Consider the following 22,139-nt stretch of genomic DNA (forward strand, 5'->3'; position numbering starts at 1 on the left):
TTGGGCGTCCGCCCCGGTGACCGCGCCCGGGCCGCCGGCCGGCCGCCTTCATGTGCGTCCGGGACGTTTGCCCACCGGCAGGTGGGTAGGGGTGTTTTGCAATCCAGTCGGTGTTCCGGTGAGGGAGGCTCCATGGCGATAGGCGTCGAACCCGCGGCGCTCAGCGAAGCCGATCTGATGCGCGAGCTGGGCAGGCTCTACATCACGCGGATGGACACGCTGCGGCACGGCTCCGACCATGCGCTGGCCGAGCACACCCGGCGCACGGCCGAGCTGGAGGCCGAGTACATCCGCCGCCACCCCGGCCGCGAGATCCATCCCGAGCGGCTGCGTTCCGGCGCGCGGGCCAGGACCCTGTCCTCATGAGGCGGCCCGGCCGGGCTTTTTCGACTTCCACGCCCAGGTCCCGCCCCGTCCCCCGCAGGGCCGGACCGTCAATTGAGGGGGACACGGCTCATGCCCCGTGACAGCGCCAAGCATGGCCCGCACGCGGACGAGGAACTCAAGCGCGAGACCGAGGGGATGATCCGCGGCGGCGGCCCCGCTCACGCCGAGGAGTGGAGGCAGCCGGAACCGGCCGACACGCCCCGCGGGTCGGCCCAGATGCCGCCTGAGCGCCGCGGCGGCGCTCCCGGCATGACCGCCCGTGAGGTGGAGTGGCGCTCGGAGATCGCCCAGGTGCTGGCGCCCCTGCAGTACCCCACCGACCGCGGCCGGATCCTGACGTTCCTGGAGCGCAACCACGCCCCCGACAACATGATCGTCGCGATGACCGGCCTGCCCAAGGACCGCCAGTTCCACAACGTCGGCGAGATCGCCCGAGCCATCGGCATCCACACCGAACAGCGCCGCATCTGAGCCCGCGAAGGGCCGGGCACGGCCGGATCAGGGCGCAGTGGCGGCGTCCGCGCCTGCGGCGGGGCGGGAAGTGAGTACCCTCGTCTGCGTGAGTCGTGAAGGTGTGACGCCGCAGAGCGAGGATTTCTCCGCCTGGTACAACGAGGTCGTCGTCAAGGCGCAGCTCGTGGACCGCGGACCGGTGCGCGGGACGATGGTCATCCGCCCCTACGGGTACCGGATCTGGGAGCTGCTCCAGGCCGACCTGGACCGGCGGATCAAGGAGGCCGGGCACGACAACGCCTGCTTCCCGATGTTCATCCCCGAGTCGTACCTGCGGCGCGAGGCCGAGCACGTCGAGGGCTTCTCTCCCGAGCTGGCCGTGGTCACCGTCGCCGGCGGCAAGGAGCTGGAGGAGCCGCTGGTGGTGCGGCCCACCTCCGAGACGGTCATCGGCGAGTACATGGCCAAGTGGATCGACTCCCACCGCGACCTGCCGCTGCTGCTCAACCAGTGGGCCAACGTGGTGCGCTGGGAGCTGCGGCCGCGGATGTTCCTGCGCACCACCGAGTTCCTGTGGCAGGAGGGCCACACCGCCCACATCGACGAGGCCGACGCCATGCGCGAGACCGAGTGGGCGCTGGACACCTACGCCGCGGTGGCGCGGGAGCTGGCGGCCATGCCGGTGGTGCCGGGGGAGAAGACCGCCGGTGAGCGGTTCGCCGGGGCGGTGCGCACCTACACGATCGAGGGCATGATGCGCGACGGCCGCGCCCTGCAGGCCGGCACCTCCCACTACCTGGGCACCAACTTCGCCAAGGCGTTCAACATCCAGTACCAGGACGAGGAAGGCGCCCTGCAGTACGCCCACACCACCTCCTGGGGCATGAGCACCCGCATGATCGGCGGGGTGATCATGACCCACGGCGACGACAAGGGCCTGGTGCTGCCGCCGCGGCTGGCGCCCTACCAGGTGGTGATCGTGCCGATCGGCCGCAAGGAGCAGGGCGAGGCCACCGCCGCCGAGGCCCGCCGGCTGGGCGCGGCGATCAAGTCGATGGGCATCCGGGTGCACGTGGACGACAACCGCCCGCAGCTGTCGCCCGGCTTCAAGTTCAACGACTGGGAGATGCGCGGGGTGCCGATCCGCATCGAGATCGGGCCGCGCGACCTGGCCGACGGGGTGGGCACGCTGGCCCGCCGCCTGCCCACCGCCGAGGGGCAGGGCAAGGAGACCATCCCGCTGGCGCGGCTGCCGGAAGAGCTGCCGCAGATCCTGGCCGACTTCCAGGCGTTCCTGCTGGCCCGCGCCGAGGCGTTCCGCAACGAGCACACCCGGGCGGTGGACAGCTGGGACGACTTCGGCGCCCAGGTCTCCGGCGGCTGGGCGCTGGCCTTCCACTGCGGGCGCACCGAGTGCGAGGACGACATCAAGGCCGACACCGCCGCCACGCCCCGCTGCATCCCCGCCGACGGCCCGGCCGAGCAGGGCGACTGCGTCAAGTGCGGCCGTCCCTCCCCCTACGGCAAGCGCCTGATCTTCGGCAAGGCGTACTGACGAAGACGCACGCACGGCCGGGGCCGCCCGCGGCGGTCCCGGCCGTCAGTTGAGGGCCTGCGGCAGGACGCGCAGTGCCAGGATCGACACATCGTCGCCCAGGTCGCCGTCGCAGAAGTCCATCAGGGCGCGTTCCACGGCCAGCAGCATCTCGCGGACCGGCTGGCCGGCGGCGGCGGCCAGGGTTTCGATCAGCCGCTCGTGGCCGAAGCGCTCGCGCTTCATGTCGCAGGCGTCCACCACGCCGTCCGAGTACAGGAACACCGTGTCGCCGGCGGCCAGCTCGATGGACTCGATGGCCGGTTCGAAGTCCTCGAACAACCCCATCGGGACCCCGCCGCCGCTGGTGGTGCGGATCATGCCGTCCTGGCGGACCACGATCGCCGGAGGGTGGCCGGCGGTGCTCAAGGTCAGGCGGATGCCGCTGTCGAGCACCTCCAGCCCGGCCAGCACCGCGGTGACGAAGCGGTCCTCGTTCAGCAGCGCCGCGTTGACCATGCTCAGCACCTCGGCCGGCTCGGTCTTCCACCGCGACAGCAGCCGCACCCCGTGCCGGGCGGCGGCGGTGACCGCGGCGGCCTCCTCGCCCTTGCCGCACACGTCCCCGAGGACGAAGCCCCAGCCGGTGGCGGTCTCGAACACGTCGTAGAAGTCGCCGCCGATCTCCCCGCCGCGAGTGGCGGTCAGGTAGCGGGCGTCCACCTCCACCCCGGGGATGGCCGGCAGCGCCTTGGGCAGCAGGCTGTTTTGCAGCGACGCGGCGACCTGCGAGCGGTGCCGGTACAGCCGGGCGGCCCGCACCACCAGCCCCAGGTAGCGGCCCAGCCGCTGCAGGACCCCCAGGTCCATCAGGTCGAACGGGCCGTGCTCGCCGCTGCCGGTGACGGTGATGGCGCCCAGGCAGCGCTGCCCGTCCTCGATCGGCACGCACACCACGGTGGCCGCGCTGATCGCCCCGCACACCGGGCTGCCGTCGGGCAGCTCGCCCAGCATCGACAGCTCGGCGACGTGCGGGTGCAGGGCGCCCTGGCGGCCGGTGAACACCGAGTGCGGCAGGGTGCCGGGCAGCGGGTCCAGCTCCTCCAGCGCGTGGGTCAGCTCGGCGGCCCGTTCCCCGCCCGGTCCCACCACCACCTGGCGGCGCAGCTCGGGGGCCTCGGGGGCGTGCCCGGAGGCGGTGTCGGGGGCCACGTCGATGAGCACCCAGTCGGCCAGTTCGGCGGCCAGCAGCCGGGCGCAGCGGCGGATCGCCACCTGCTCGTTGAACAGCGGCTCGCTCAGCAGCATCTCGCTGGCGGTGGCCAGCACGTCCATGCGGTGCACCACGGTGGCGACGGCCTCGTCCTCGGCCCGCTGCGGCGGCGGCCGGTCGGGGACGGGCGCCTGGCCGGGGACGGGACCGGCCGCGGCCACCACCATCGGTTCGGGCTCTCCCCGGATCCACACCCTGGCCAGCGTCACCACGGCCTCGACGGGCTTGCCGCGGCTCAGGAAGCGGACGTGGGCCTGGCGGCGGCGGCCGGTGCGCACCACCGCGGCCAGCTGGGAGCGCAGCGCCGCCCGGCCGGGCAGGTCGCAAAAGACGCTGAAGGGCTTGCCGGAGACATAGCCGGGGGAGGTGCCCAGCAGTGTGGCGGCCTGCCGGTTGACCCGCCGCACGCTGCCGTCGCGGTCCAGCAGGAACAAGGGCACCGGGGCGTCCTGGAAGACGGTGCGCAGCACCCGCCGCTCGGACTCGGCGGCGCTGATGCGGCCGTCGCCGGCGGACTGGCCGGTGCCCAGCGTGCGCAGCGCGGCCAGGGCCAGTTCCAGCTCCACCAGGGCGGCCTCCAGCGTGGCCCGCAGGTCCGGGTCGGGCATGGCCGCGGCCTGCCGCAGCTCCCCGATCCGCTCCTCCAGGTCGCTGATCTCACGCATGAGGACGCCCGGTTCGAGCTGTTCCGGCATGCATCGCTCCCTACGCCGCTCACCTGTTCGGCGCCGCGTACCCCGAGTCCCGTTGTACGGGCTGATGAGCGCAGCTTATTCCGGGGGGTGGGGTGCTGCGCGGCGATGAACGTCGGCGCCTTTTGCCCGAAAGCCCTTCAGCCGCCTTGCCCGTCGTCGCGGCCGGGTGGCGGGACTTCGGAAAGTCCCTGGCCGGAGACGATGCGCTGGGCGATGGCGGTCAGCTTGACGTGGCGGGTCTGTGAGATGCGGCGCAATTCGGCGAAGGCCCGCTCGGCGTCGCAGCCCAGCGCGTGCATCAAGATGCCCTTGGCCTGGTCGACCACCGCCCGCGCCTCCACCGCCTGCTGGAGCTGGACGGCGGTGCGGTGCACGTCGCCGAACTGGCGGGTGTTGGAGACCGCAGCGCCGCCTTGGGCCAGCAGCAGCGAGGCCAGGGCCTGCCGGCTGGGGTCGAGCGCCCCCGGCACCACCCCGTAGACGGTCAAGGTGACCAGCACCTGCTCGTACTCCAGCACGGTGGTGATGAAGCAGCGCACCCCCCGCCGCAGCATGGCGGCCACGTGGCCGGGCCAGCGGGTCTCGGCGAGGGTGTCGTCGCAGCCGACCGGGCGGCGGTCGCGCACCGCGTCAAAGAGCGGCCCTTCGCGGCGGGCCAGTTGCAGGTCCACCAGTTCCGCCAGGTCGGGATGGCTGCTGGCGGCCACCAGCGGCTCGGGCGACTCGTCCAGCGCCCAGCGCAGGCTGGTGGCGCCCGCGCAGCCGGCCACCGCCCGGGAGGCCAGCTGGGTGACCCGGTGCAAGGTCGCCACATCGGACGATTCGCGGACCATGCCGAGCCGGGCGATCTCGATCGCCAGTTCGTCGGTGATGACGGTGTCCGAAGTGGACATGTGACCCACGTTATCGTTTTGTGACCCGCCGTCCCAGTCCGGACGGGGCCGGGCGGCCCGCGGGCCTCAGAAGCGGAAGATCGCGCCGGTGCGGGCGGCCATCACGCACGGGTTGGGGAACGTGCGGACGAACGTGACCGGGCGTCCCCGCCACATCCCGGTGGCCCGGGCCGTCACCGGCCGGTACTCGGTGGTGCAGATCGCCTCCTCCCGCTCCCGGACGATCCGGCCGCCCGAGCGGTCCAGGTCGGCGCACGCCTGCGCGGCACGCGGATGGCTGCCGCCGGGCGGGTCGCACGACAGCGTGACGGAGCGGGGAGTGGCGGCGGCGGCCTCCGGGTGGCTGACGGTCAGCCGGAGCGCCGTCCCGGCCGCGGCCGGGCGGCCGTGTTGCGCCGGATCGGCCTCCGGCGCGCTCCCCGCGGGCGGCAGCACGGCCAGCGCCGCGCCGGTGACGACAGTGGCGATCAGGTGGGACATCGACGCTCCCCGAGGGTGGACGAACAATGGTCGTCACCCAATGTATCGAGAGCGTCACCTTAGGTCGTTGGGGGTCGGTGGTGCGCCGGCTCAGGCGGCCAGCGCGGGACGGCGGTAGTCGGCCAGGGATTCGCGCAGCTGCTTGCGGCCGCGGTGCAGCCGCGACATCACGGTGCCGAGCGGAGTGCCCATCATCTCGGCGATCTCCTTGTAGGAGTAGCCCTCCACATCGGCCAGGTACACGGCGTCCCGGAACTCCCGCGGCAGCTCCCGCAGCGCGGCCACCACGGCGGAGTCGGGCATGCGGTCCAGCGCCTCGGCCTCGGCCGAGCGGAACCCGGGCGAGTGGGAGGCGCTGCGGGCCAGCTGCCACTCTTCGATCTCGTCCTGGCCGGCGCGCTGCGGCTCCCGCTGCTTCTTGCGGTAGGAGTTGATGAAGTTGTTGGTGAGGATGCGATGCAGCCAGGCCTTGAGGTTCGTGCCTTCCTTGAACTGGTGGAAGTTCACGTACGCCTTGGCCAGGGTCTCCTGCACCAGGTCCTCGGCGTCCGCGGTGTTGCGGGTCATGCGCACGGCGCTGGCATAGAGCGGGTCGGTGTACGGAAGCACGTCGCGCTCATAACGCGCAAGGCGATCCTCGCGCGGCTCGGCGACTGCGGCCATCATCGCTCCTGTATCGCTGATCACTGGGCGGTCCCCTTCCGCCCCCTTGCTTGGATGTGGTCCTGGGAACCCGGGCGGGGTTCCGCCCCGGGCGCCTGCCGGGGAAGTGGTGAGCTCCCTGACGTACGTCGCCTTCGTCGTGATGTACGTCCTGCCCAGCCCACGGGTTCGAAACCGGCTTTCGAGCACGCGGGATGGAGCCGGCGCGGGAGGGTCGTCGGCCTCACCGGGGCGGGAGGCCGGATGAGCGCCGCGCGGCGGCCGATGAAGGGCGGTCCCGCGGGCCGGGAGCCGCGAGCCGCTTGCGGTCGGGACGCGGTCGCTCGTGTCTTTCAGTTCTGCCTAATAGGACGCCGCAGACGGGTAAAAGGGTTCCATCAGCGGACAAGAGAATCCCGTGCCGTGCATCACACCAGGTAAAACCCCCCTCGGCGACGGGGTTCCCGCCGGACCGGCAGGCCGGAGACCACCGGCATGCCGGCGGTCTTAGAAGGGCTCATGCGGCCCGGCCGCCCCGCTCACGGCCGACTTCGTGACCCGCTTCGACCGGCTGACTTGCCACAGACGATCGATCGGCCCGACGATCGACACCATGGACGGCCCCCCGCGCCCCAAGCGTCCCGAACCGACCTCCGAGACGACCGCTCAGGGAACCCCGCGGGCGTCCGCCGCGCCGGACGCCTCCGCCCCTCCCGAGGCGGCACAGGACTGGGCACCGGTGACCGGCGACTCCCCGCCTTCACCGCCGCCGGAGCGCCCCGCCGAGCCCGGCCCCCTGGACGATCGGGACTTGTCGCAGCTCCACGCCTCCTCGCCGTTGCAGGACTGGCTGGAATCGTCCCCCGAGCCCGCTGCGACCTCCCCGGAGGAGGCCCCAAGGCGCCACTCCCACACGCCGCCGCATGGGTCGGAGACCGGCTCCTCGGGCGAGGCCTCCGGCCCGGCATCGCCTGGGAACCTGTCCGCCGGGCTCTCCAGGGGGACCTCGGAGCCGGGTTCGCCGGTGCCTTCGCGGGGCCTGTCCGCCGAGCCCGTTGAGACGAGCCCGGAACCTCGTTCGGATGCGCCGCCGCATGGGTCGGAGGCCGGGCCTTCGGACGAGGTCTCCGATCCGGCATCGCCCGGGGGCCCGTCCACCGAGCCCGCCGGGACGGCGCCGGAAGCCGAGCCGTCAGAACCCGGCCCGTATGCGCCGTTGCGCGGGCTGTCGGCCGAGCCCACCGCGCAGACGCCGAAGCAGGTGACCCCGGCGGAGGCGGAGAGCGGGCTTGACCCGCTGCTGCCGGGCGAGTTCATCCGGTCGTTCGCCGCCACCGTCACCTGGAAGGCCATGCTGGTCGTCGCCGACGGGGCCTTCCCCGGGCTGGGCGTGGCCGCGGCGCTGATCGGCCGGATCGGGGAGCTGCTCGGCGCGGTCTTCCTGCCCTCCGGCGGCGACGGCGGGGCGCCCTTCCCGGTCTGGACCGGCGAGCAGGGCCTGGTGCTCGATCTGAGCACGCGCTCCGCCGGTGCCGGGCGCCTCCTCGGCGATCCCGCATACGGCGCCGCGGACCGCCGTGAACCCGGATGGACGGCGCTGGGCGTGGAAGCGGGCCGGGCGGCCCCCTCGGGGTTCCGGCAGCGTCACCACGGCGTGCTGGTGATCGACACGCTCAACCCGCAGTCGCTGTACCGGCCGTTCGGCGGGCCGGCGCAACCCGATCGCGACCCCGCCGACCGCACCGATGCCGCGGTGGCGGCGCCGGACGGCGGGCCCGATGCCGGAGTGGTGATCGTCGCCGATGTGAGCCGGACGGGCCGGCGGGTGGTCACCGCCGGTTCGCTGTGGCGGCACGCCTGCCGGACCGTGACGTGGGCGCTGTATGACCCGGCCCGGCCGGAGTCGTGGCCGCAGACCCGGGCGGAGCTGCGCGCCCTGCGCCATGTCGGCTACATCGACCCGGCGCTGGGGCTCGCGCTGGTGCTGTATGTGGACGCGGCCCGGCGGCCTTGGTGCCCGCTGGGCTTCCTGGTGGAGGAGGACGCGACCACGGGACGGGCGTCGATCCGCATGCTGTGGCCGTGACCGCCGCAGGCCCGGCCGAGAGGCGGGGGGCCTAGTCGAGGGCGGGGAACAGTTCCGGCTCCCAGCGCACCGTCGTGGCGCTCCCCTCCAGGCGGGCCGCCAGCTCCGCCGGGTCGGCCCTGTCGGGCTCCTCCTCCAGCAGCCCGCAGATCAGCGCGTCGTGGACGCGCACGGCGGTGAACGCCCCGATCTGCGCCGCCCCGGTGCCCTGCAGCCGGGACAGCTCGGTCAGCAGCGCGTGCAGCGGAGCGCTCGTCTCATCACCCGGCAGCGCCCGGGCCTGCGCCGCCAGGCGCGCGGCCACCTCCCCGGCCGGCTCCCGCCCCGTCAGCAGATAGCCGGTCCGCCATGGGCTCGTCCCGGTGGACTCCTTGGCGCGCACCCGCAGCCCGATCTCGCGCACGCAGCGCTCATAGGCGGTGGTGAGCACCGGCTCCAGCGCCTCTTCCGCGGCCGACAGCCGGCCCCGCACCAGGCCGCCCTCCCGCTCCAGGCGCTCGATCATCTCCCGGTACAGGGTGGCGACCGCCTGCTCCAGCTCATCCAGTGCGTCCGCCCGGGCGGCCTCGGCGGAGCGGGCCGCGGCCACCTGCTGTTCCAGAGCGGCCAGGCGGGCCGTGACCTCTCCCAGCTCGCGCTCCAGCCGCCGGATGAGGGCGGTGGAGACGGCCGCCGCGGCGCTCGCCGCGGCCGGGGCCGGCGGCGCCTGCCGGGTCAGCGGCCCGGGCTCGGGCGCCCGCTCCGCCTCGTCGGCGGGTGCGGCGGGCTCGGCAGATTCGGCGGGCTCGTCCTCCTGCGCCGTCTCCGGCGGCGCCTGCTCCAGCAGTCGGGTCAGCTCCTCCACCCGTCCGCGCAGCTCCCGGATCTCCGCCTGGGCTTGCGGAAGCCTGCGGTCGAAGGCCAGATACAGTTCCCGCCCGGCGACGGCCAGGCAGAGCAGGATCACGATCCAGGTGGTCATACCGCTCCTCGGGACAGCGCTGCGACACGACCCTAACCATCCACTACCGGCCCGCCGCCCCGATCGGTGGTCGGCCCGGTATGTTCCGCGTGTCGCGGGCCGGAGGCGCCCATGCGGCGGCCGGGCCCGCACGCCCCCGGGTGGAGGCGCACGGGCCCGGCCCGCTTCAGCCCTCCACGACGGTGGGGGCGTGCCCGCGGTCCTCCAGCGGACCGCGGATCTTGCCGGCGTCGCCGACGATCACCACCGTCAGCGCGTCCTGGTCGATGTGCTCCCCATAGGCGCGGGTGACCCCATCGGCCGTCACCGCGCGCAGATCCTCCAGGTAGCGGCGCGGGTAGTCGGCGCCCAGCCCGGCGGACGCGGCGTCGGCCAGCTCGGAGGCCACCGCACGGGCGGTCTCATAGTCGGAAGGGGCCGAGTCGGCCAGCGCGCTCACCGCCGTCCGGCACTCGCCCTCGCCCACGCCCTCCAGGACGCTGCGCAGCGCGCCCAGCATGTCGGTCAGCGCGTCGGCGGTGACCTCGGTGTGCACCGCGCCCTGGGCGACGAAGATCCCGCAGTGCCGCAGCCGCACCAGCCCGGCGCGCATGCCGTAGGTGTAGCCCTTCTCCTCGCGCAGCAGCGCGTTCAGCCGGGAGGTCAGCCCGCCGCCCAGCACATGGCAGGCCACCGTCAGCGCCGGCCAGTCGGCGTGGTCGCGGCCGGGCACGCCGTGACCGACGCACAGGTAGCTTTGCACCGAGCCCGGCCGGTCGACGATCACCAGGCGCGGCCCGGGCGTGGGCAGCGCGGTGTCGGGGGGCGGCAGGGGAGCGGCGGTGGCCCGCCAGCCCTCCAGCGCCGCGGCCAGCGCGCCCTCGGCGTCCACCCCGGTCAGGTCGCCGGTGATCACGGCGGTGCCCTCGGACGGGTCGATGGCCGAGTAGTAGGCCCGCACCTGCTCACCGGTCAGCCGCTCGACCGACTCCTTGGAGCCGTCGGTGTGCTTGGCCGGGCGGCTGCCCGCCGGGAACAGCTGGGCGCGCAGCTCGCGGATGGCCCGGGAGGCCGGGGCGGCGTCCTCCTGGGCGATCTCCTCCAGCCGCTCGCGCACCAGGCGCCGGGTATCGGCGTCGTCCAGCGCCGGGCCGCGCAGCACCTCGCCCAGCAGTTCCAGCGCCTTCTCCAGCCGGGTCACCGGCGCGTCCAGCAGCACCCGCAGCGCCGCCAGGTCGGTGTAGGCGTGCAGGCTGGCGCCGAGCCGTTCGAACGCCGCGGCCAGCTTGGTGCCGCCGCCGGGCTCGGTGCCCTCCAGCAGCACCCGGGCGGTCAGCGCGGCGACCCCGTCCTGCCCGGTGCTCTCCCGGCCGGCCCCGGCGTCCAGCACCAGCCGGACCGCCGCCAGGCGCCGTCCCGGCAGGTCGCAGCGCAGCGTGGCCGGGCCGCCGGGGATGCGCCCGGCCACGCCGGTGGGGAAGGCCCAGGCCGGCATCGGGCCGGGGACGGGGCGCGCCGGAAAGTCCGGGATCAGCGTGGTCACTTGCTGCCTCCGTAGCTGAGAGCGGTGCGGGCGCCGGGGGCCAGCCAGCGCGCCGCCGCGTCCTTGATCTGCTCGGCGGTGACCGCGGCGGCCCGCTCGGCGGCGGTGAACGTGCGCGCCGGGTCGTTGAACTGGGTGGCGTTGGCCGACAGCGCGTCGGCCAGCCCGGCCACCGTCTCGATGCGTTCCAGCAGCCCCCGCTCGGCCTGCGCGGCGGCCCGGGCCGCCTCGTCCTCGGTGGGTCCCTCCTCGGCGAAGCGGGCCAGTTCCTCATCCAGCACATCGGAGATGCGGGCCGGGTCCGGCCCGATCGCCTCCACGATGGCCAGCGACGGGCCGTCCACCAGCCGGGTCACCCCGGTCCACACCTCGGTGGCGATCTGGTCGCGGCGCACCATCCGGTCATACAGCCGCGAGCCGGAGCCGCCGCCGAGGATCTCGGCGGCCATCTCGGCGGCCTCGATCTCCGGGCCGCCGTCGCTGGGCAGCGTCATCATCGCGAAGTAGGCGGCCGAGGGCACCTCCTCGTCCACCTCCTCCAGCCGGATCCCGGTCAGCGGCTCAAGGTCGCCGGGGCGGGGCGGCGGCGCGGCCGGCCCGGGGGGAATGTTGCCGAAGTAGCGCTCGACCATCGCGATCGCCTCTTGCGCGTCCACGTCCCCCACGATGGACAGCACCGCGTTGCCGGGGGCGTACCAGGTGCGGAAGAACTCCACGCAGTCTTCGATGGTGGTGGCGTCCAGGTCCTCCATCGAGCCGATGGGGGTGTGGGCGTAAGGGTGGCCGGGCGGGAACGTCAGCCGGCACAGCCGCTCGAAGGCGGTGCCGTAAGGCTGGTTGTCGTAGCGCTGGCGGCGTTCGTTCTTGACCACATCGCGCTGGTTGTCCAGGTTCTCCTGGGTCAGCGCGGCCGGCAGCGTGCCCATCCGGTCGGCCTCCAGCCACAGCGCCAGCTCCAGGTGGCTCACCGGGACGGTCTCGTAGTAGTTGGTGCGTTCGAACGACGTGCTGGCGTTGAACGTGGCGCCGGCGCTCTCCAGCAGCGCGGCGTGCTCGCCCTCGGCGACGTTGGCCGAGCCCTGGAACATCAGATGCTCGAAAAGGTGCGCAAGCCCGGTGCGGCTCTTGCCGTCCACCCCGTTCTGCTCGTGCCGCGAGCCCACCCTGTACCAGATGTTCACGGCGGCCAGCGGCACGACATGGTCCTCGCAGACCACCACGCGCAGCCCGTTGGCGAGCGTGTGCTCATGCAGCGGCTGTTCGGCCACGAAACGCTCCCGTCCCGTCGATGCCCGCGGCCGGATGCGGCCGGGGCACGGCGTCCCCTTGATCTAGGCTCACGGTACCTGCCCGGACGGGGGTCGCAGGCCGCCGCGGGACATATGAGACGGCACGGGACGGGGCCGATGCCGCATGGCGCGGGACGGAAGGCCGGGAAAGTCAGGAACCGGTGCGGGTGTCGGCCCGCTCGGCGGCCAGCGCCTCCTCCAGGGTGTCGTACAGCGAGAAGATCTTGGTCAGCTGGGTGATGTGGAAGACCCGGCGCACCCTGTCGTTGGCGCCCACGAACGACATCGAGCCGTTGCGGGCCCGCAGCCGGTGGTAGATGCCCACCAGGACGCCCAGGCCGGTGGAGTCCAGGAAGGTGACGTCGCTGAGGTCCACCACGAGGCGCAGCGGTCCCTTGTCGATGACGTCGAGCAACATCTCGCGCAGCCGAGGGCTGCTGAAGACGTCGATCTCCCCGGACACCTTGACGATGTTGACGCCGTTGTCGACGCGTTGCTCAACCGCGAATTCCACGGGCACTCCTGTGTCCTCCATCGATCGGGGCGGCCGGGTCTGCGCCGGTGGCTGCCCGGCGGTGCGGTTGCAGTCCATACCCAGGCGGCCGGGTGTTATCCGGAGATGAACCCGGGCCGCCTTCTCGTTGGTCGCCCGATGAACTTCTTCGGGAGCCGGGAGCGGGCGCTGCGGGAGCGTTCTGGCTGCTTTCCGTCCAGGGCATCACATCGCCCTTGCCGGGGCCACCCGTTCCGGTCTGCGGAAGCGATGCGTTCGGAAAAGGTTCACTCTCCGCCCTGGGCCCGGCCGCGTATCCGAAGGGACGCCAGCAGTTCGGCGGTGGCCGCCGCGATCTGGGCCACCGCGCGGTCGAAGGCCTCGGCGTTGTGGGCGGCCGGCGTGCGGAAGCCGGACACTTTGCGGACGTACTGCAGGGCGGCGGCGCGGATGTCCGCGTCGGTGACCTCGTCCTGGAAGGGCGGTCGGAGCGTCTTGATGCTGCGGCACATGCCTCGATTGTTTCTCCGCCCACCGACAGCGCCGGTGGGCGGCGGTGCCGCCGCCGCTTTCAGGGGTGGCGGAACAGCGCCCAGACGACCTTGCCGTCGGGCAGGCCGCGCCAGCCCCAGGAGTGGGTGAAGGAGTCGACCAGGTGCAGGCCCCGTCCGGTCTCGGCGATGTAGTCGGGCTCCTTGCGCCGCGGGGCCTGCCGGCAGCCGTCGAAGACGCCGCACAGCAGCCACAGGGACTGATCGGAGCGGCGGCGGCGCATCCGGAGCCGGATCGCGCCGCCCCGGCCGGGCGCCTGCCGGTACGGCCGGTCCATCGGCATGAGGTGATCGTGGGAGGGGACGCTGTGCCGCAGGGCGTTGGTGACCAGCTCGGTGACGACCAGCGCGACGTCGTCGGCGATGGCGTCCATGTTCCAGTCGCTGAGCCGCCGGGTGGTGAAGTGCCGCGCCGCGGTGACCGACTCGGGATCGGGCCAGACGGTGAAGCAGGCCGTTCCCGCCGCGTCGTCGATCATCATGCGAAGCCCCTGCTCGACGGCAGGGGCCAGCTCGAGGGACTCGGGCACCGGGGTCGAGGCGGTGCTGTGGACCGCGGTTCCGGTGGGCCCGCATCCGGCCGAAACGACGGAGGCCCACCCCCACCGCGGCTCCTCGCGTGTGTGGTGTGACGTCATCCCCAGACCCCGCAGAGTGATCTCGTGGTGTAGCCCTGGCTCGGAAGTCCCGTGCGTTATCCTGCGCATCGTAGCGTGCGAATGCAAGGCCCAATGCACGTGCATTCACATTGTGCATGCGGGCCGGGGTCAAGATCGGAGGTAGCCCCCAAAAAACGACATGGGAGTGGCGCACTTAGTGCGCTGTCCGCCATCTAGCGGGAGGGTTGCGTGACTCCGCAGACGCCGGCACCTGGGGCGATGCCCGGATCCACGGTGCGTCGCATCCTGCTCGGCTCCCAGCTGCGCCGCCTGCGCGAGAGCAAGGGCGTCAGCCGGCAGGAAGCCGGGTATGTCATCCGTGCGTCGGAGTCCAAGATCAGCCGTCTTGAACTGGGGCGGGTCAGTTTCAAAGAGCGAGACGTGGCCGACCTGCTCACGCTGTACGGGGTCACCGACGAAGCGGAGCGGGAGGCGCTGTTGCAACTGGCGCGGGACGCCAAGGCCCCAGGATGGTGGCACCGTTACAACGACGTGTTGCCCAAGTGGTTCCAGGCCTACGTCGGGCTGGAAGAGGCCGCGGCCATGATCCGCACCTATGAGTGCCAGTTCGTGCCGGGCCTCCTCCAGTGCGAGGAGTACGCGCGGGCGGTGATCCGCCTGGGCAACGCCGGTGCCCCCGAGCAGGAGATCGAAGATCGGGTCACGGTGCGCATGCAGCGCGCCCAGCGGCTGCATGGCCCCAACGCTCCCCGACTGTGGGCGGTGCTCGACGAGGCGGTGCTCAAGCGGGTGATCGGCGGCCCCAGCGTGATGCGGAGCCAGTTCGAGCACCTCATCGCCATGTCGAAGCTGCCCAACGTCACCATCCAGGTGATGCCGTTCCGCTTCGGCGGTCACGCCGCCGAGGGCGGGGCGTTCTCCATCCTGCGGTTTCCCGAGCCAGACCTGCCGGATGTGGTGTACGTCGAGAATCTCGTCGGCGCGCTCTACCTGGACAAACGCGACGATGTCGACACCTATCTGCAGGCGATGGAGCGCCTGTGCGTCGACAGCGAGACCCCGGAGCGCACCATCGAGATGCTCGACGAACTTCTCAGGAAGACTTAGATGCTCAAGACCTACAACGGAATGCCCGCCACCGAGCTCCGCGGGGCCCGGTGGCACAAGTCCCGGCGCAGCAACTCCCAGGGCAACTGCGTTGAGATGGCCGAACTCCCCGGAGGGGCCGTGGCGATGCGCAACAGCCGGTACCCCGAGGGACCGGCGCTCATCTACACCCGGCCGGAGATCAGGGCGCTCATCCTCGGTGCCAAGGAGGGCGACTTCGATCCCCTGATCGCCGCCAACTAGCGCCGGCCTTCGGCAGGCTCCTTCGCACGAAACCCCACGGCCCCGCCGCACCGGTGGCGGGGCTCTTTTGTGCGCCGGCGGGCGGGAGGACGCCGGCCGGGGACGGCCGCGCCCCCGGCCGGCGCGCTCCGGCTCAGTTCCGCCGACGCCCGGCCTTTTCGGTGGCCTCTTCGTCCCGGCCCGGCGGCCCCTCGGTGGCGAGGCCGCGTTCCAGGTGCGCGGCCACCGCCAGGGCCCGCAGCGAGGTGGACCTGATGGGACGCCGTTCGCGACCCGGCTTGGGACGAGGGATGCTGCTGTTGGTCACTTTCGTGCCTCCCTGAGGTCACACGGTCGGTCGGTGGGTGGTCGGAACGTGCAAGATCGCCGCTCTATTCCGTTGTACGAGATCTTCGAACGGTGAATTCCGGCACAGCGGGCATACCTCGCACATGGGGACGGAAACCCGGTCTGACTGGATAATCAATAAAACTTATTCAGCATCCGAGGAGAGGCTGCCCGGCGGAACCGCTCGGCTCCCGGCCGGGCTCACCCCGCCTGCCGCTCGCCGCGGCCGGTCTCCGCATCCGTTGTTTTCGGGGCGTCGCCGGCCTGCGGAGCCGGCCGATCTGCGGGCTGCTCGTCCGCACCGGCGCCCTCCACCGGAGTCTCCTCCGCCAGAGCGCTGATCGGCACGGTGGCGTCCTCAGGCCCCACGTTCTCCGCCTCATCCGCCGCGGACCGCTGCTCGTCCGCCTTCTCCCCGGCGGGACCGCCCGGCGCGCTGAGAGAATCACCGGCCCGGGGCTCCGCCTGCTCGTCCACCGCCGGACGGGCCGCATCGGTGTCTTCTCCCCGGGCCTGCTCCACAGGATGAGCACCGGCCGCATCGGCCGATTCGTCGCTCACCACCCGGACTCCAGCCGCCGAAACGGTGGTCGAACCCCCGGTCTTGTAGCCGGAATCATCGAAACCAGGGGGGACTTGCTCTTCTCCCGAAGGCCGCTCCCCACCCTCTGCGTCCGTGCGAAGGCCACCCGAACCGGCGATGGACCGCTCACCCGGCGGTGGGGGAGCGGCGGCGGGGTCCTCCTCCACAGCAGCGGGGCGCCCGTCCACCCCGGGCCGGTGACCGGCGCCCTCCTCGGCCGAGGGAGAGAAAACCTCGAGGGGAAGCGTCTCGTCCGCAGGCGTTCCCTCCCCGGCGGACGCGCCTTCTGAGGGAACACCGGCGGGCGAGGCGGGCAACGCACGGGTGGGATCGTCGGGACGGACAGAGGGCTGCTCGTCATCGACGGGGGAGAACCCTTCACCGCCGGGCGCCTCCTGCGAGACGGGCCGTTCAGCCGCCGCGGCATCTGTCCGGGCGGCCTCGTCCGGCTCCTCCAGCGCGCTCAGCGGAAGAGTGGCGTCGGCGGTGACGAGGTCCCGGCAGAGCGCGGGAGCGGCGTCCAGACAGCGCTCGAAGGCGCTGCGCGCAAGATGATCGGCGGCGGCCCGGCGGACGGCGGGATCGAGATCCGGCACGGCCCGGGAACCCTCGTCCGGCAGCGGGGGCCGCCCCGCACCGTCGGCCACCAGGATCCAGCGGCGGGCGCGGACGGCGCCGATGAGCAGGTCGGCGTCCCCGATACGGTCGGCCTCCAAAGCGATCAAGGTGTCGAAGGAGGCGCCCCGGGAGTAGGGGCCCCGGCCGAAGCCCAGCGGCGTGGCGTGCAGCAGGTCGGCCGACTCCAGCACGGCGGCCAGCTCCTCGATGCGGGCCATGGTGCGGGCGCGCTGCTCCTCCAGCGATTCGGGGGAGACCTCCCCAAAGGTGCCGCAGATCTGCCGCACCCGGGCGCGGGAGTGCTCCTCGGCCTCGGTCAGGGCGCGCAGTTCGCTCTCCAGGTCGGCGATCTGCGCCGCGGCGTCGGCGCGGTGGCCTTCCAGCTCCGACTCCAAGGCGGCCAGCCGGGAGCGGGCCTCGGCGGCCTCGGCCGCGGCGCGCTCGGCCGCGGCGGCGGCCTCGTCGCGGGTCTGCCGGGCGGCGGCGGCGCGCTGCTCGGCCTCGGCGGCCAGCCGGCCGGCCTGCCGGGCGGCGGCGGCGGTCTGGGCGGCGTGCTCGACCGCCTCGGCGACCTGGGGCGACAGCCGCTGAATGTCGGCGTGGACGGCATCCCGCTCGGCCACCAGGGCGGCCAGGCGCTCGGTGAGCTGCTCCTGGGTCCGGCCGAGCGCGGCCAGTTCCTGCTCGGCCTCGGCCATGAACCTGGTCAGCCCGCCCCGCAGCGCCTCGGCCCGCCGGTGCGCCTCCACGGCCGAGCGGGCGCGCTCGGCGGCCTCCTGTGCCTCGCGGCGGCGCTGTTTGATCAGCTGCCGGGCCTGCTCGACCTCCGGCGGCAGCGGGACCACGTGCAGCCGCTGCCCCCAGCTCAGCCGGCGGCGCTGGGCGGCGTGGGCGGATTCGGCGGCGGCCAGCCGGTAATAGCTGGCGTGCTGCTCGGCGGTGGCGTTGGCGGCCGCCGCGGCCAGCTGCTCGGTCTCCCGGGTGGCCTCCGGCAGGGCCGCCCGGGCCCGTTCCAGCTCGTCGGTCAGCTGCGCCCGGCGGTCGCGGGCGGCCTCCAGCTCCTGCTCGCAGCGCAGCGCCTGCTCGGCGAGATCCCGGTGCCGGGCCTCCAGGGCGTCGGCCTCCCGGGTGCGGGCGTCGGCCTCCCGGGCCGCGTGGTCGGCGATGTCCTGCAGGTCGCGCCAGGAGGCCCGGGCCCGCTCGGCCTCCGCGGCGAGCCGGTCATGCTCTTGCGCGGCCTCCGCCAGGTGCTCGCGGGCCTGCGCGCTCTCCTGGTCGGCGGTCTCGATCCGCCGCCCGGCGGCCTCGATCTCCTCTGCCAGTCGCTGCTCGGCCGCCGCCAGCTCGGCGCGGCGCCGCTCGTCGTGGGCCCGCAGCTCCTCCAGCGCGGCCCGGTCGCGCGGCCACTGCTCCAGCGTCAGCAGCTCCCGGCGCAGCCGCCGCAGCTCGGTGAGCGCATCGGGCCGCTCCGGATCGCCGGACGGCTCGGCCGCAAGGACGCCGACCTGCGGCATGTCGCGCAGCGCCGCCAGCAGCCCCGCCGCCTGCTCACCGGAGGGCGCCAGCAGCAGCGCGCGCCGCCCGGCCTCGGCCAGTTCCCGGACGATCCCGGCCAGCAGCGCCGTGCGTTCCGGCCCGTCCGCCGCCCGCACCAAACAGGCGGGCGGGCCGGTGAGCGCCGCCTCCGCGATCTCCGCGGCAGAGGCCGGGATCGGCTCGGTGATCTGCTCTTCGGGCTCTGCGGGCGGCGGTTCGGGGGCGGGCGGGACCACCCCCAGCCGGTAGTCCTCATAGAAGAAGGCCCGCGGGTCGTCGGGGAGGACGGGGGCGGCGAGCGTGCCGGTGGGGCCGGAGCGCCGCACCAGCGCGGCCGGGTCGACCAGCAGCTTCGCCAGGTCCTCCCACTCTCCGCACACCTGCCCGTCCAGCAGCGCCCGGACGGCCTCCAGCCGCGGCGCCGCGCTCGTACCGGACGATCCCGGCGCCCGCGGCGTCTCCAGCCGTTCCAGCAGCTCGGCCACCGGGCCGAAGACGGCCTTCACCCGTTCTTGGAGCGAAGACGGCGGCCTGCCGGATGGCCCTTCCGGTTCTGCTGGGTGCTGCGCCGTTTCCATGGTTCCTCTCGAACCCGGATCGCCTGGTGTGATCTCCATTTCCGCCGAGGTCAGCGTCTCACGTTCGGCCGCGAAGGCACCCGAACGGCGGCGCTGCGCACCCTGCGGTGACCGTCCCTGCATTCTGTGGACGCTCCCCGGCCGCCGTGGAGTTCCCCGCGCCGGCCGGCCGGCATGCGGCGCGGGCGGCCCTCACCGCGGCGACCGGCTTTCATGATCACATCGTCTCATTCACACGCCCCTCATGCGCCCCGGAATGACGATGCCCCCGCACCCCCGCGGACACCTGTGACGGCAGGGCCTCCGCCCTGCTTCTCACACCCCGCGTCTCCGGCTCCCGGATGTTGTGACCGGAAGGCGCCGGCGATCTCCGCCCGGGCCGTGGCGCTCGCCGCCACCGCGCTCGCCCTCACGGCGATGCCCGCCTCCTCCGCGCGGGCCGCGGCCTTGGCCGGAGAACTGCGCATCGTCGGCGGCGTGGCGGTCCTGGCCTCCGAAAGCGGCGTCGCCGACCATGTGGAATCGGCATGCCCGCCGAGGACGAGCTCCACTTCCGGCCTCGCCCGTGGCACGTTCACACCACCGGCGAGGGCTGCCGCCGGACCGGCCCTGCGGCCCGGGTCGTCTGCCGCACGGCCGACGGCAGGCCGATCTCCGTCTTCGCCGACCTGGGGGACGGCGACGATGTGATCACCTTCCGGCCCGGGCGCGGACCGCGTCACCTTCGAGCGCCGCGCCACCCGCCGGCCCCAGGAGACCTCTTTCGTCACCTTTTACGGCGGCCCGGGCCGGGACCGGGTCCGCCACCGGCTCGGCCCGGGCGACTGCCCGGTGGGGCAGGGCACCGGCATCCGCGGCGACGTCGAGGAGGTCCACGGCGCCTGCCCGGACGTCGGCCTCCCGGAGACGTGAGAGCAGAAGACCGCTTCAGCGGGACGGGTCCGCCGCCGCGTCATGGGCCCGGCGGGCCTGCAGCAGCGCGGGCAGGTGCTCCCTGCTCCAGGCGCGGGCGGCGGCGATGAGGGTCAGCAGGCTGCGTCCCAGCGGGGTCAGTTCGTACTCGACGCGGGGCGGGTTCTCCTCGTAGACGGTGCGGGTCACCAGGCCGTCGCGTTCCATGGCCCGCAGGGTCTGGGCGAGGACCTTCGAGGTGATGCCGTGCAGCGGGACTTTGAGCTCGCCGAACCGCCGCGGCCCCCCTTCCAGGCAGAGCACGATCATCCCGGTCCACTTGTCGCCGATCTGAAACGGCAGGGCGCTGGAAGGGCACATGGGATCGAACATCTGCGGGTCCAAGGGAGCGGCCATGGCAAAGAAGGCTATCTCGGTATCTTTGAGGTAACCGGCGCCCGGTGGATACCGTCTCGTTCCGGCGGGGAAATTCCCGGCCGGGACGGAGCGACATGAGCGGCATCGTCATTTTCGGAGCGGGCGGCAGGGCCGGGCGGGCCGTCACCGCCGAAGCCCGCGGGCGCGGGCATCGCGTCACCGCGGTGGTGCGCGATCCGAGCAAATACGGCGACCTGGAGGCCACGGGCGTCTCGCTGGTGCGAGGCGATGTCACCGACGCGGAACGCACCTTCTCCATCGTCCGCGGCCACGACGCCGCGGTCTGCGCGGTGACCCCCTTCAGCGGCCCGCAACAGGATTTTTCCGCGCTCGACCCGGAATTCTTCGTCAAGGCCGTCGACGCCTTGCTCGCCGGGCTGGCCGAAGCGGGCGTCCCCAGGCTGGTGACGATCGGTCTTTTCGCCAATCTCAAAGGCGCCGACGGCCGTCTGATAATGGATGACCCTTCGCTTTTTCCCGCGCACATCAGGCCGTTCGCCGCCGCGCATACCGCCGGCCTGCACCGGCTGCGGGAGCAGGACGGGCCGGTCGACTGGCTCATGCTCACTCCGCCGGCGCTGCTGGAGGCGGACGGCCCACGAACCGGCCGTTACCGGACCGGCGGCGAGACCGCCCCGCCGATGTCGGCGCGCCTGTCGTATGCGGATCTCGCGGTGGCGGTGATCGACGAGATCGAAACGCCCCGCCACCACCGCACCCGCATCGCGGTCTTCAACCTCTCGTGAACTCTGCGCGGCGGCCCGGAGCACCGGCGGCTCGATGAACCGGCCGGTCTTCGGTCATCTCGGCGGTCCGCCCTGGGCTCTTCCGCAGGGGCGCGGAACCCGGAAGCGGATCTATCCGACTCTTTGTCAATAAGAGCGGGTGGGGCGGCGGGCGGCCGCCATGCGCAGTAACGTCCTTTTCATGGGGCAGTGACGGGCGTCACCGCAAGGGACGGTGAGGTGGTGTGATGGCCGCGGCTGCGGACGAGGTGTGGGCGAGCGCCGTCGACGATGCGCTCGTCCGGTTGGTGGACAGGGCCGGGGTGGACGTGGCCTTCGGCGCCCGCGCCCTGCCCGGCGAGCAGTGCGTGGTGATCTCACGGCTGCGCGGCGCGCGCACCACCGCGCTGCAGGACCTGGTGGTGCGCAGCGGCACCGGGCTGGGCGGCAAGGCGATGGCGCTGCGGCGGCCCGTCACGGTCACCGACTACCTGCACGCCCGCGAGATCAGCCACCACTACGACCGGCCGGTCGCCCGCGAAGGGCTGCACGCCATCTTGGCGGTCCCGCTGCTGACCGCCGGGCAGGTCACCGGGGTGCTGTATGCGGGGCTGCGGCAGCGGCTGGAGTTCGGCGAGCGGATGCAGCGCCTGGCGATGAGCCTGGCCGGCGAGGTGCGGCAGCGCATGGCCGCCGCCCAGCAGCCGCCCGCCGTCCACCTGCGGCTCCGCGAAGCCTGCCGGGACCTGGAGAGGGTCATCGCACGGGTCCACGACCCCGCCGTCCGAGCGGAACTGGAGGCCGTCCGCCGCCGGCTGGCCGCCGAGACCCGGCCGGCCGCACCGCCCGCGGCGGGGCGGCTGTCCCGGCGCGAGCACGAGGCGCTCAGCCACGCCGCCCAAGGCCTCCCCAACGCCGAGATCGCCGCCCGGATGGGCCTGACCCCCGGCACCGTCAAGGCGTACCTGCGCAGCGTGATGCGCAAACTCGGCTGCCGCAACCGCATGGAGGCCGTCAACCGCGCCCGCGCCCTCGGCTACCCCCTCTGACCCGGGGCTCAAGCGGCCCCGGCCCGCATTTTTGCGCAGGCGAGGACGCTCAATACCCACCAAAGGGAGTAGTGGCCGCCTCCCGGATCGGTCACGCTGACCCCAGCCCCGTGATGGCCGTCACAGGTCCTGCCCCGGGAGGCGTTCGCATGGCCACGACGTCCA

21 protein-coding genes are annotated in these 22,139 nt (G+C 73.2%); 8 read left to right on the forward strand and 13 right to left on the reverse strand.

What is annotated here, in order from left to right:
• The first annotated feature begins 132 nt into the window (after positions 1–132).
• The 3 genes from TCUR_RS04235 to proS all read left to right on the forward strand — a co-directional run bounded on the left by TCUR_RS04235 (position 133) and on the right by proS (position 2,395).
• Positions 133–366, forward strand: coding sequence for a DUF6158 family protein (locus tag TCUR_RS04235; RefSeq protein WP_012851235.1), 234 nt, complete (start codon positions 133–135; stop codon positions 364–366).
• A 90-nt stretch (positions 367–456) separates the two neighbouring features.
• Complete coding sequence (locus TCUR_RS04240; protein ID WP_012851236.1) at positions 457–858, forward strand: DUF2795 domain-containing protein; 402 nt, start codon at positions 457–459, stop codon at positions 856–858.
• A gap of 88 nt (positions 859–946) precedes the next feature.
• Positions 947–2,395: a proline--tRNA ligase gene (gene proS / locus TCUR_RS04245; RefSeq protein WP_245536971.1), complete on the forward strand. Its 1,449-nt coding sequence runs from the start codon at positions 947–949 to the stop codon at positions 2,393–2,395.
• 45 nt (positions 2,396–2,440) lie between these two features.
• Here proS and TCUR_RS04250 read toward each other — a convergent pair whose 3' ends face one another.
• From TCUR_RS04250 to TCUR_RS04265, 4 genes are all read right to left on the reverse strand, one after another.
• A complete protein-coding gene (locus TCUR_RS04250; protein ID WP_012851238.1) occupies positions 2,441–4,342 on the reverse strand; it encodes a SpoIIE family protein phosphatase in 1,902 nt (633 codons plus the stop codon).
• A 137-nt stretch (positions 4,343–4,479) separates the two neighbouring features.
• Complete coding sequence (locus tag TCUR_RS04255) at positions 4,480–5,235, reverse strand: ANTAR domain-containing response regulator (protein WP_012851239.1); 756 nt, start codon at positions 5,233–5,235, stop codon at positions 4,480–4,482.
• A gap of 66 nt (positions 5,236–5,301) precedes the next feature.
• Positions 5,302–5,715 (reverse strand): subtilase-type protease inhibitor, encoded by a 414-nt coding sequence (locus TCUR_RS04260; protein ID WP_012851240.1) that lies wholly within the window; start codon positions 5,713–5,715, stop codon positions 5,302–5,304.
• Between the two features lie 90 nt (positions 5,716–5,805).
• Positions 5,806–6,378: a sigma-70 family RNA polymerase sigma factor gene (locus TCUR_RS04265; protein ID WP_041439309.1), complete on the reverse strand. Its 573-nt coding sequence runs from the start codon at positions 6,376–6,378 to the stop codon at positions 5,806–5,808.
• 1,195 nt (positions 6,379–7,573) lie between these two features.
• Here TCUR_RS04265 and TCUR_RS04270 point away from each other — a divergent pair.
• The gene (locus TCUR_RS04270) at positions 7,574–8,443 is read left to right on the forward strand and encodes a hypothetical protein (protein WP_041439310.1); all 870 of its coding nucleotides are present in this window, start codon (positions 7,574–7,576) and stop codon (positions 8,441–8,443) included.
• Positions 8,444–8,474: 31 nt separating this feature from the next.
• Here TCUR_RS04270 and TCUR_RS04275 read toward each other — a convergent pair whose 3' ends face one another.
• From TCUR_RS04275 to TCUR_RS04300, 6 genes are all read right to left on the reverse strand, one after another.
• Positions 8,475–9,404, reverse strand: coding sequence for a hypothetical protein (locus TCUR_RS04275; RefSeq protein WP_012851243.1), 930 nt, complete (start codon positions 9,402–9,404; stop codon positions 8,475–8,477).
• Positions 9,405–9,570: 166 nt separating this feature from the next.
• On the reverse strand, positions 9,571–10,926 hold the full coding sequence (locus TCUR_RS04280; protein ID WP_012851244.1) for a M16 family metallopeptidase: 1,356 nt from the start codon (positions 10,924–10,926) through the stop codon (positions 9,571–9,573).
• Complete coding sequence (locus TCUR_RS04285; RefSeq protein ID WP_012851245.1) at positions 10,923–12,194, reverse strand: M16 family metallopeptidase; 1,272 nt, start codon at positions 12,192–12,194, stop codon at positions 10,923–10,925. The genes TCUR_RS04280 and TCUR_RS04285 overlap by 4 nt, the downstream gene beginning before the upstream one ends.
• Positions 12,195–12,366: 172 nt before the next feature.
• Positions 12,367–12,729 carry an STAS domain-containing protein gene (locus tag TCUR_RS04290; protein WP_012851246.1) on the reverse strand — a complete coding sequence of 121 codons (363 nt, stop codon included), beginning with the start codon at positions 12,727–12,729 and terminating at the stop codon, positions 12,367–12,369.
• Between the two features lie 266 nt (positions 12,730–12,995).
• Positions 12,996–13,220, reverse strand: a complete 225-nt coding sequence (locus tag TCUR_RS04295; protein WP_012851247.1) for a DUF2277 domain-containing protein — start codon at positions 13,218–13,220, stop codon at positions 12,996–12,998.
• Between the two features lie 59 nt (positions 13,221–13,279).
• Positions 13,280–13,789, reverse strand: a complete 510-nt coding sequence (locus TCUR_RS04300) for an ATP-binding protein (protein WP_245536972.1) — start codon at positions 13,787–13,789, stop codon at positions 13,280–13,282.
• A gap of 348 nt (positions 13,790–14,137) precedes the next feature.
• On the opposite strand from TCUR_RS04300, the gene TCUR_RS04305 reads away from it, so the two are divergent.
• The gene (locus TCUR_RS04305) at positions 14,138–14,986 is read left to right on the forward strand and encodes a helix-turn-helix domain-containing protein (protein WP_083789771.1); all 849 of its coding nucleotides are present in this window, start codon (positions 14,138–14,140) and stop codon (positions 14,984–14,986) included.
• Positions 14,987–15,229, forward strand: a complete 243-nt coding sequence (locus tag TCUR_RS04310; RefSeq protein ID WP_012851250.1) for a DUF397 domain-containing protein — start codon at positions 14,987–14,989, stop codon at positions 15,227–15,229.
• A gap of 133 nt (positions 15,230–15,362) precedes the next feature.
• Here the strand turns inward: TCUR_RS04310 and TCUR_RS26905 are convergent, their stop codons facing one another.
• The 3 genes from TCUR_RS26905 to TCUR_RS04320 form a co-directional block, all read right to left on the reverse strand.
• Positions 15,363–15,536 (reverse strand): hypothetical protein, encoded by a 174-nt coding sequence (locus tag TCUR_RS26905; protein ID WP_012851251.1) that lies wholly within the window; start codon positions 15,534–15,536, stop codon positions 15,363–15,365.
• A 221-nt stretch (positions 15,537–15,757) separates the two neighbouring features.
• Entirely contained in the window at positions 15,758–18,799 is a 3,042-nt protein-coding gene (locus TCUR_RS26910; RefSeq protein ID WP_041439311.1) for a hypothetical protein, read from the reverse strand.
• A gap of 999 nt (positions 18,800–19,798) precedes the next feature.
• Positions 19,799–20,179, reverse strand: coding sequence for a winged helix-turn-helix transcriptional regulator (locus tag TCUR_RS04320; protein ID WP_012851253.1), 381 nt, complete (start codon positions 20,177–20,179; stop codon positions 19,799–19,801).
• 95 nt (positions 20,180–20,274) lie between these two features.
• Here TCUR_RS04320 and TCUR_RS04325 point away from each other — a divergent pair, with 95 nt between their 5' ends.
• Entirely contained in the window at positions 20,275–20,946 is a 672-nt protein-coding gene (locus TCUR_RS04325; RefSeq protein ID WP_012851254.1) for an NAD(P)-dependent oxidoreductase, read from the forward strand.
• A gap of 227 nt (positions 20,947–21,173) precedes the next feature.
• Positions 21,174–21,974: a LuxR C-terminal-related transcriptional regulator gene (locus TCUR_RS04330; protein ID WP_012851255.1), complete on the forward strand. Its 801-nt coding sequence runs from the start codon at positions 21,174–21,176 to the stop codon at positions 21,972–21,974.
• Positions 21,975–22,139 lie beyond the last annotated feature (165 nt).

The organism is Thermomonospora curvata DSM 43183 (assembly GCF_000024385.1).
Classification (GTDB): domain Bacteria; phylum Actinomycetota; class Actinomycetes; order Streptosporangiales; family Streptosporangiaceae; genus Thermomonospora; species Thermomonospora curvata.

Bases quoted from the DNA above. Each gene is read 5' to 3' on its own strand.
- TCUR_RS04275 (WP_012851243.1), bottom strand. From the start codon at position 9,404: ATGACCACCTGGATCGTGATCCTGCTCTGCCTGGCCGTCGCCGGGCGG.
- TCUR_RS04255 (WP_012851239.1), bottom strand. From the start codon at position 5,235: ATGTCCACTTCGGACACCGTCATCACCGACGAACTGGCGATCGAGATC.
- TCUR_RS04235 (WP_012851235.1), top strand. From the start codon at position 133: ATGGCGATAGGCGTCGAACCCGCGGCGCTCAGCGAAGCCGATCTGATG.
- TCUR_RS04305 (WP_083789771.1), top strand. From the start codon at position 14,138: ATGCCCGGATCCACGGTGCGTCGCATCCTGCTCGGCTCCCAGCTGCGC.
- TCUR_RS04265 (WP_041439309.1), bottom strand. From the start codon at position 6,378: ATGGCCGCAGTCGCCGAGCCGCGCGAGGATCGCCTTGCGCGTTATGAG.
- TCUR_RS04310 (WP_012851250.1), top strand. From the start codon at position 14,987: ATGCTCAAGACCTACAACGGAATGCCCGCCACCGAGCTCCGCGGGGCC.
- TCUR_RS04250 (WP_012851238.1), bottom strand. From the start codon at position 4,342: ATGCCGGAACAGCTCGAACCGGGCGTCCTCATGCGTGAGATCAGCGAC.
- TCUR_RS04240 (WP_012851236.1), top strand. From the start codon at position 457: ATGCCCCGTGACAGCGCCAAGCATGGCCCGCACGCGGACGAGGAACTC.
- TCUR_RS04330 (WP_012851255.1), top strand. From the start codon at position 21,174: ATGGCCGCGGCTGCGGACGAGGTGTGGGCGAGCGCCGTCGACGATGCG.
- TCUR_RS04295 (WP_012851247.1), bottom strand. From the start codon at position 13,220: ATGTGCCGCAGCATCAAGACGCTCCGACCGCCCTTCCAGGACGAGGTC.
- TCUR_RS04260 (WP_012851240.1), bottom strand. From the start codon at position 5,715: ATGTCCCACCTGATCGCCACTGTCGTCACCGGCGCGGCGCTGGCCGTG.
- TCUR_RS04325 (WP_012851254.1), top strand. From the start codon at position 20,275: ATGAGCGGCATCGTCATTTTCGGAGCGGGCGGCAGGGCCGGGCGGGCC.
- TCUR_RS04320 (WP_012851253.1), bottom strand. From the start codon at position 20,179: ATGGCCGCTCCCTTGGACCCGCAGATGTTCGATCCCATGTGCCCTTCC.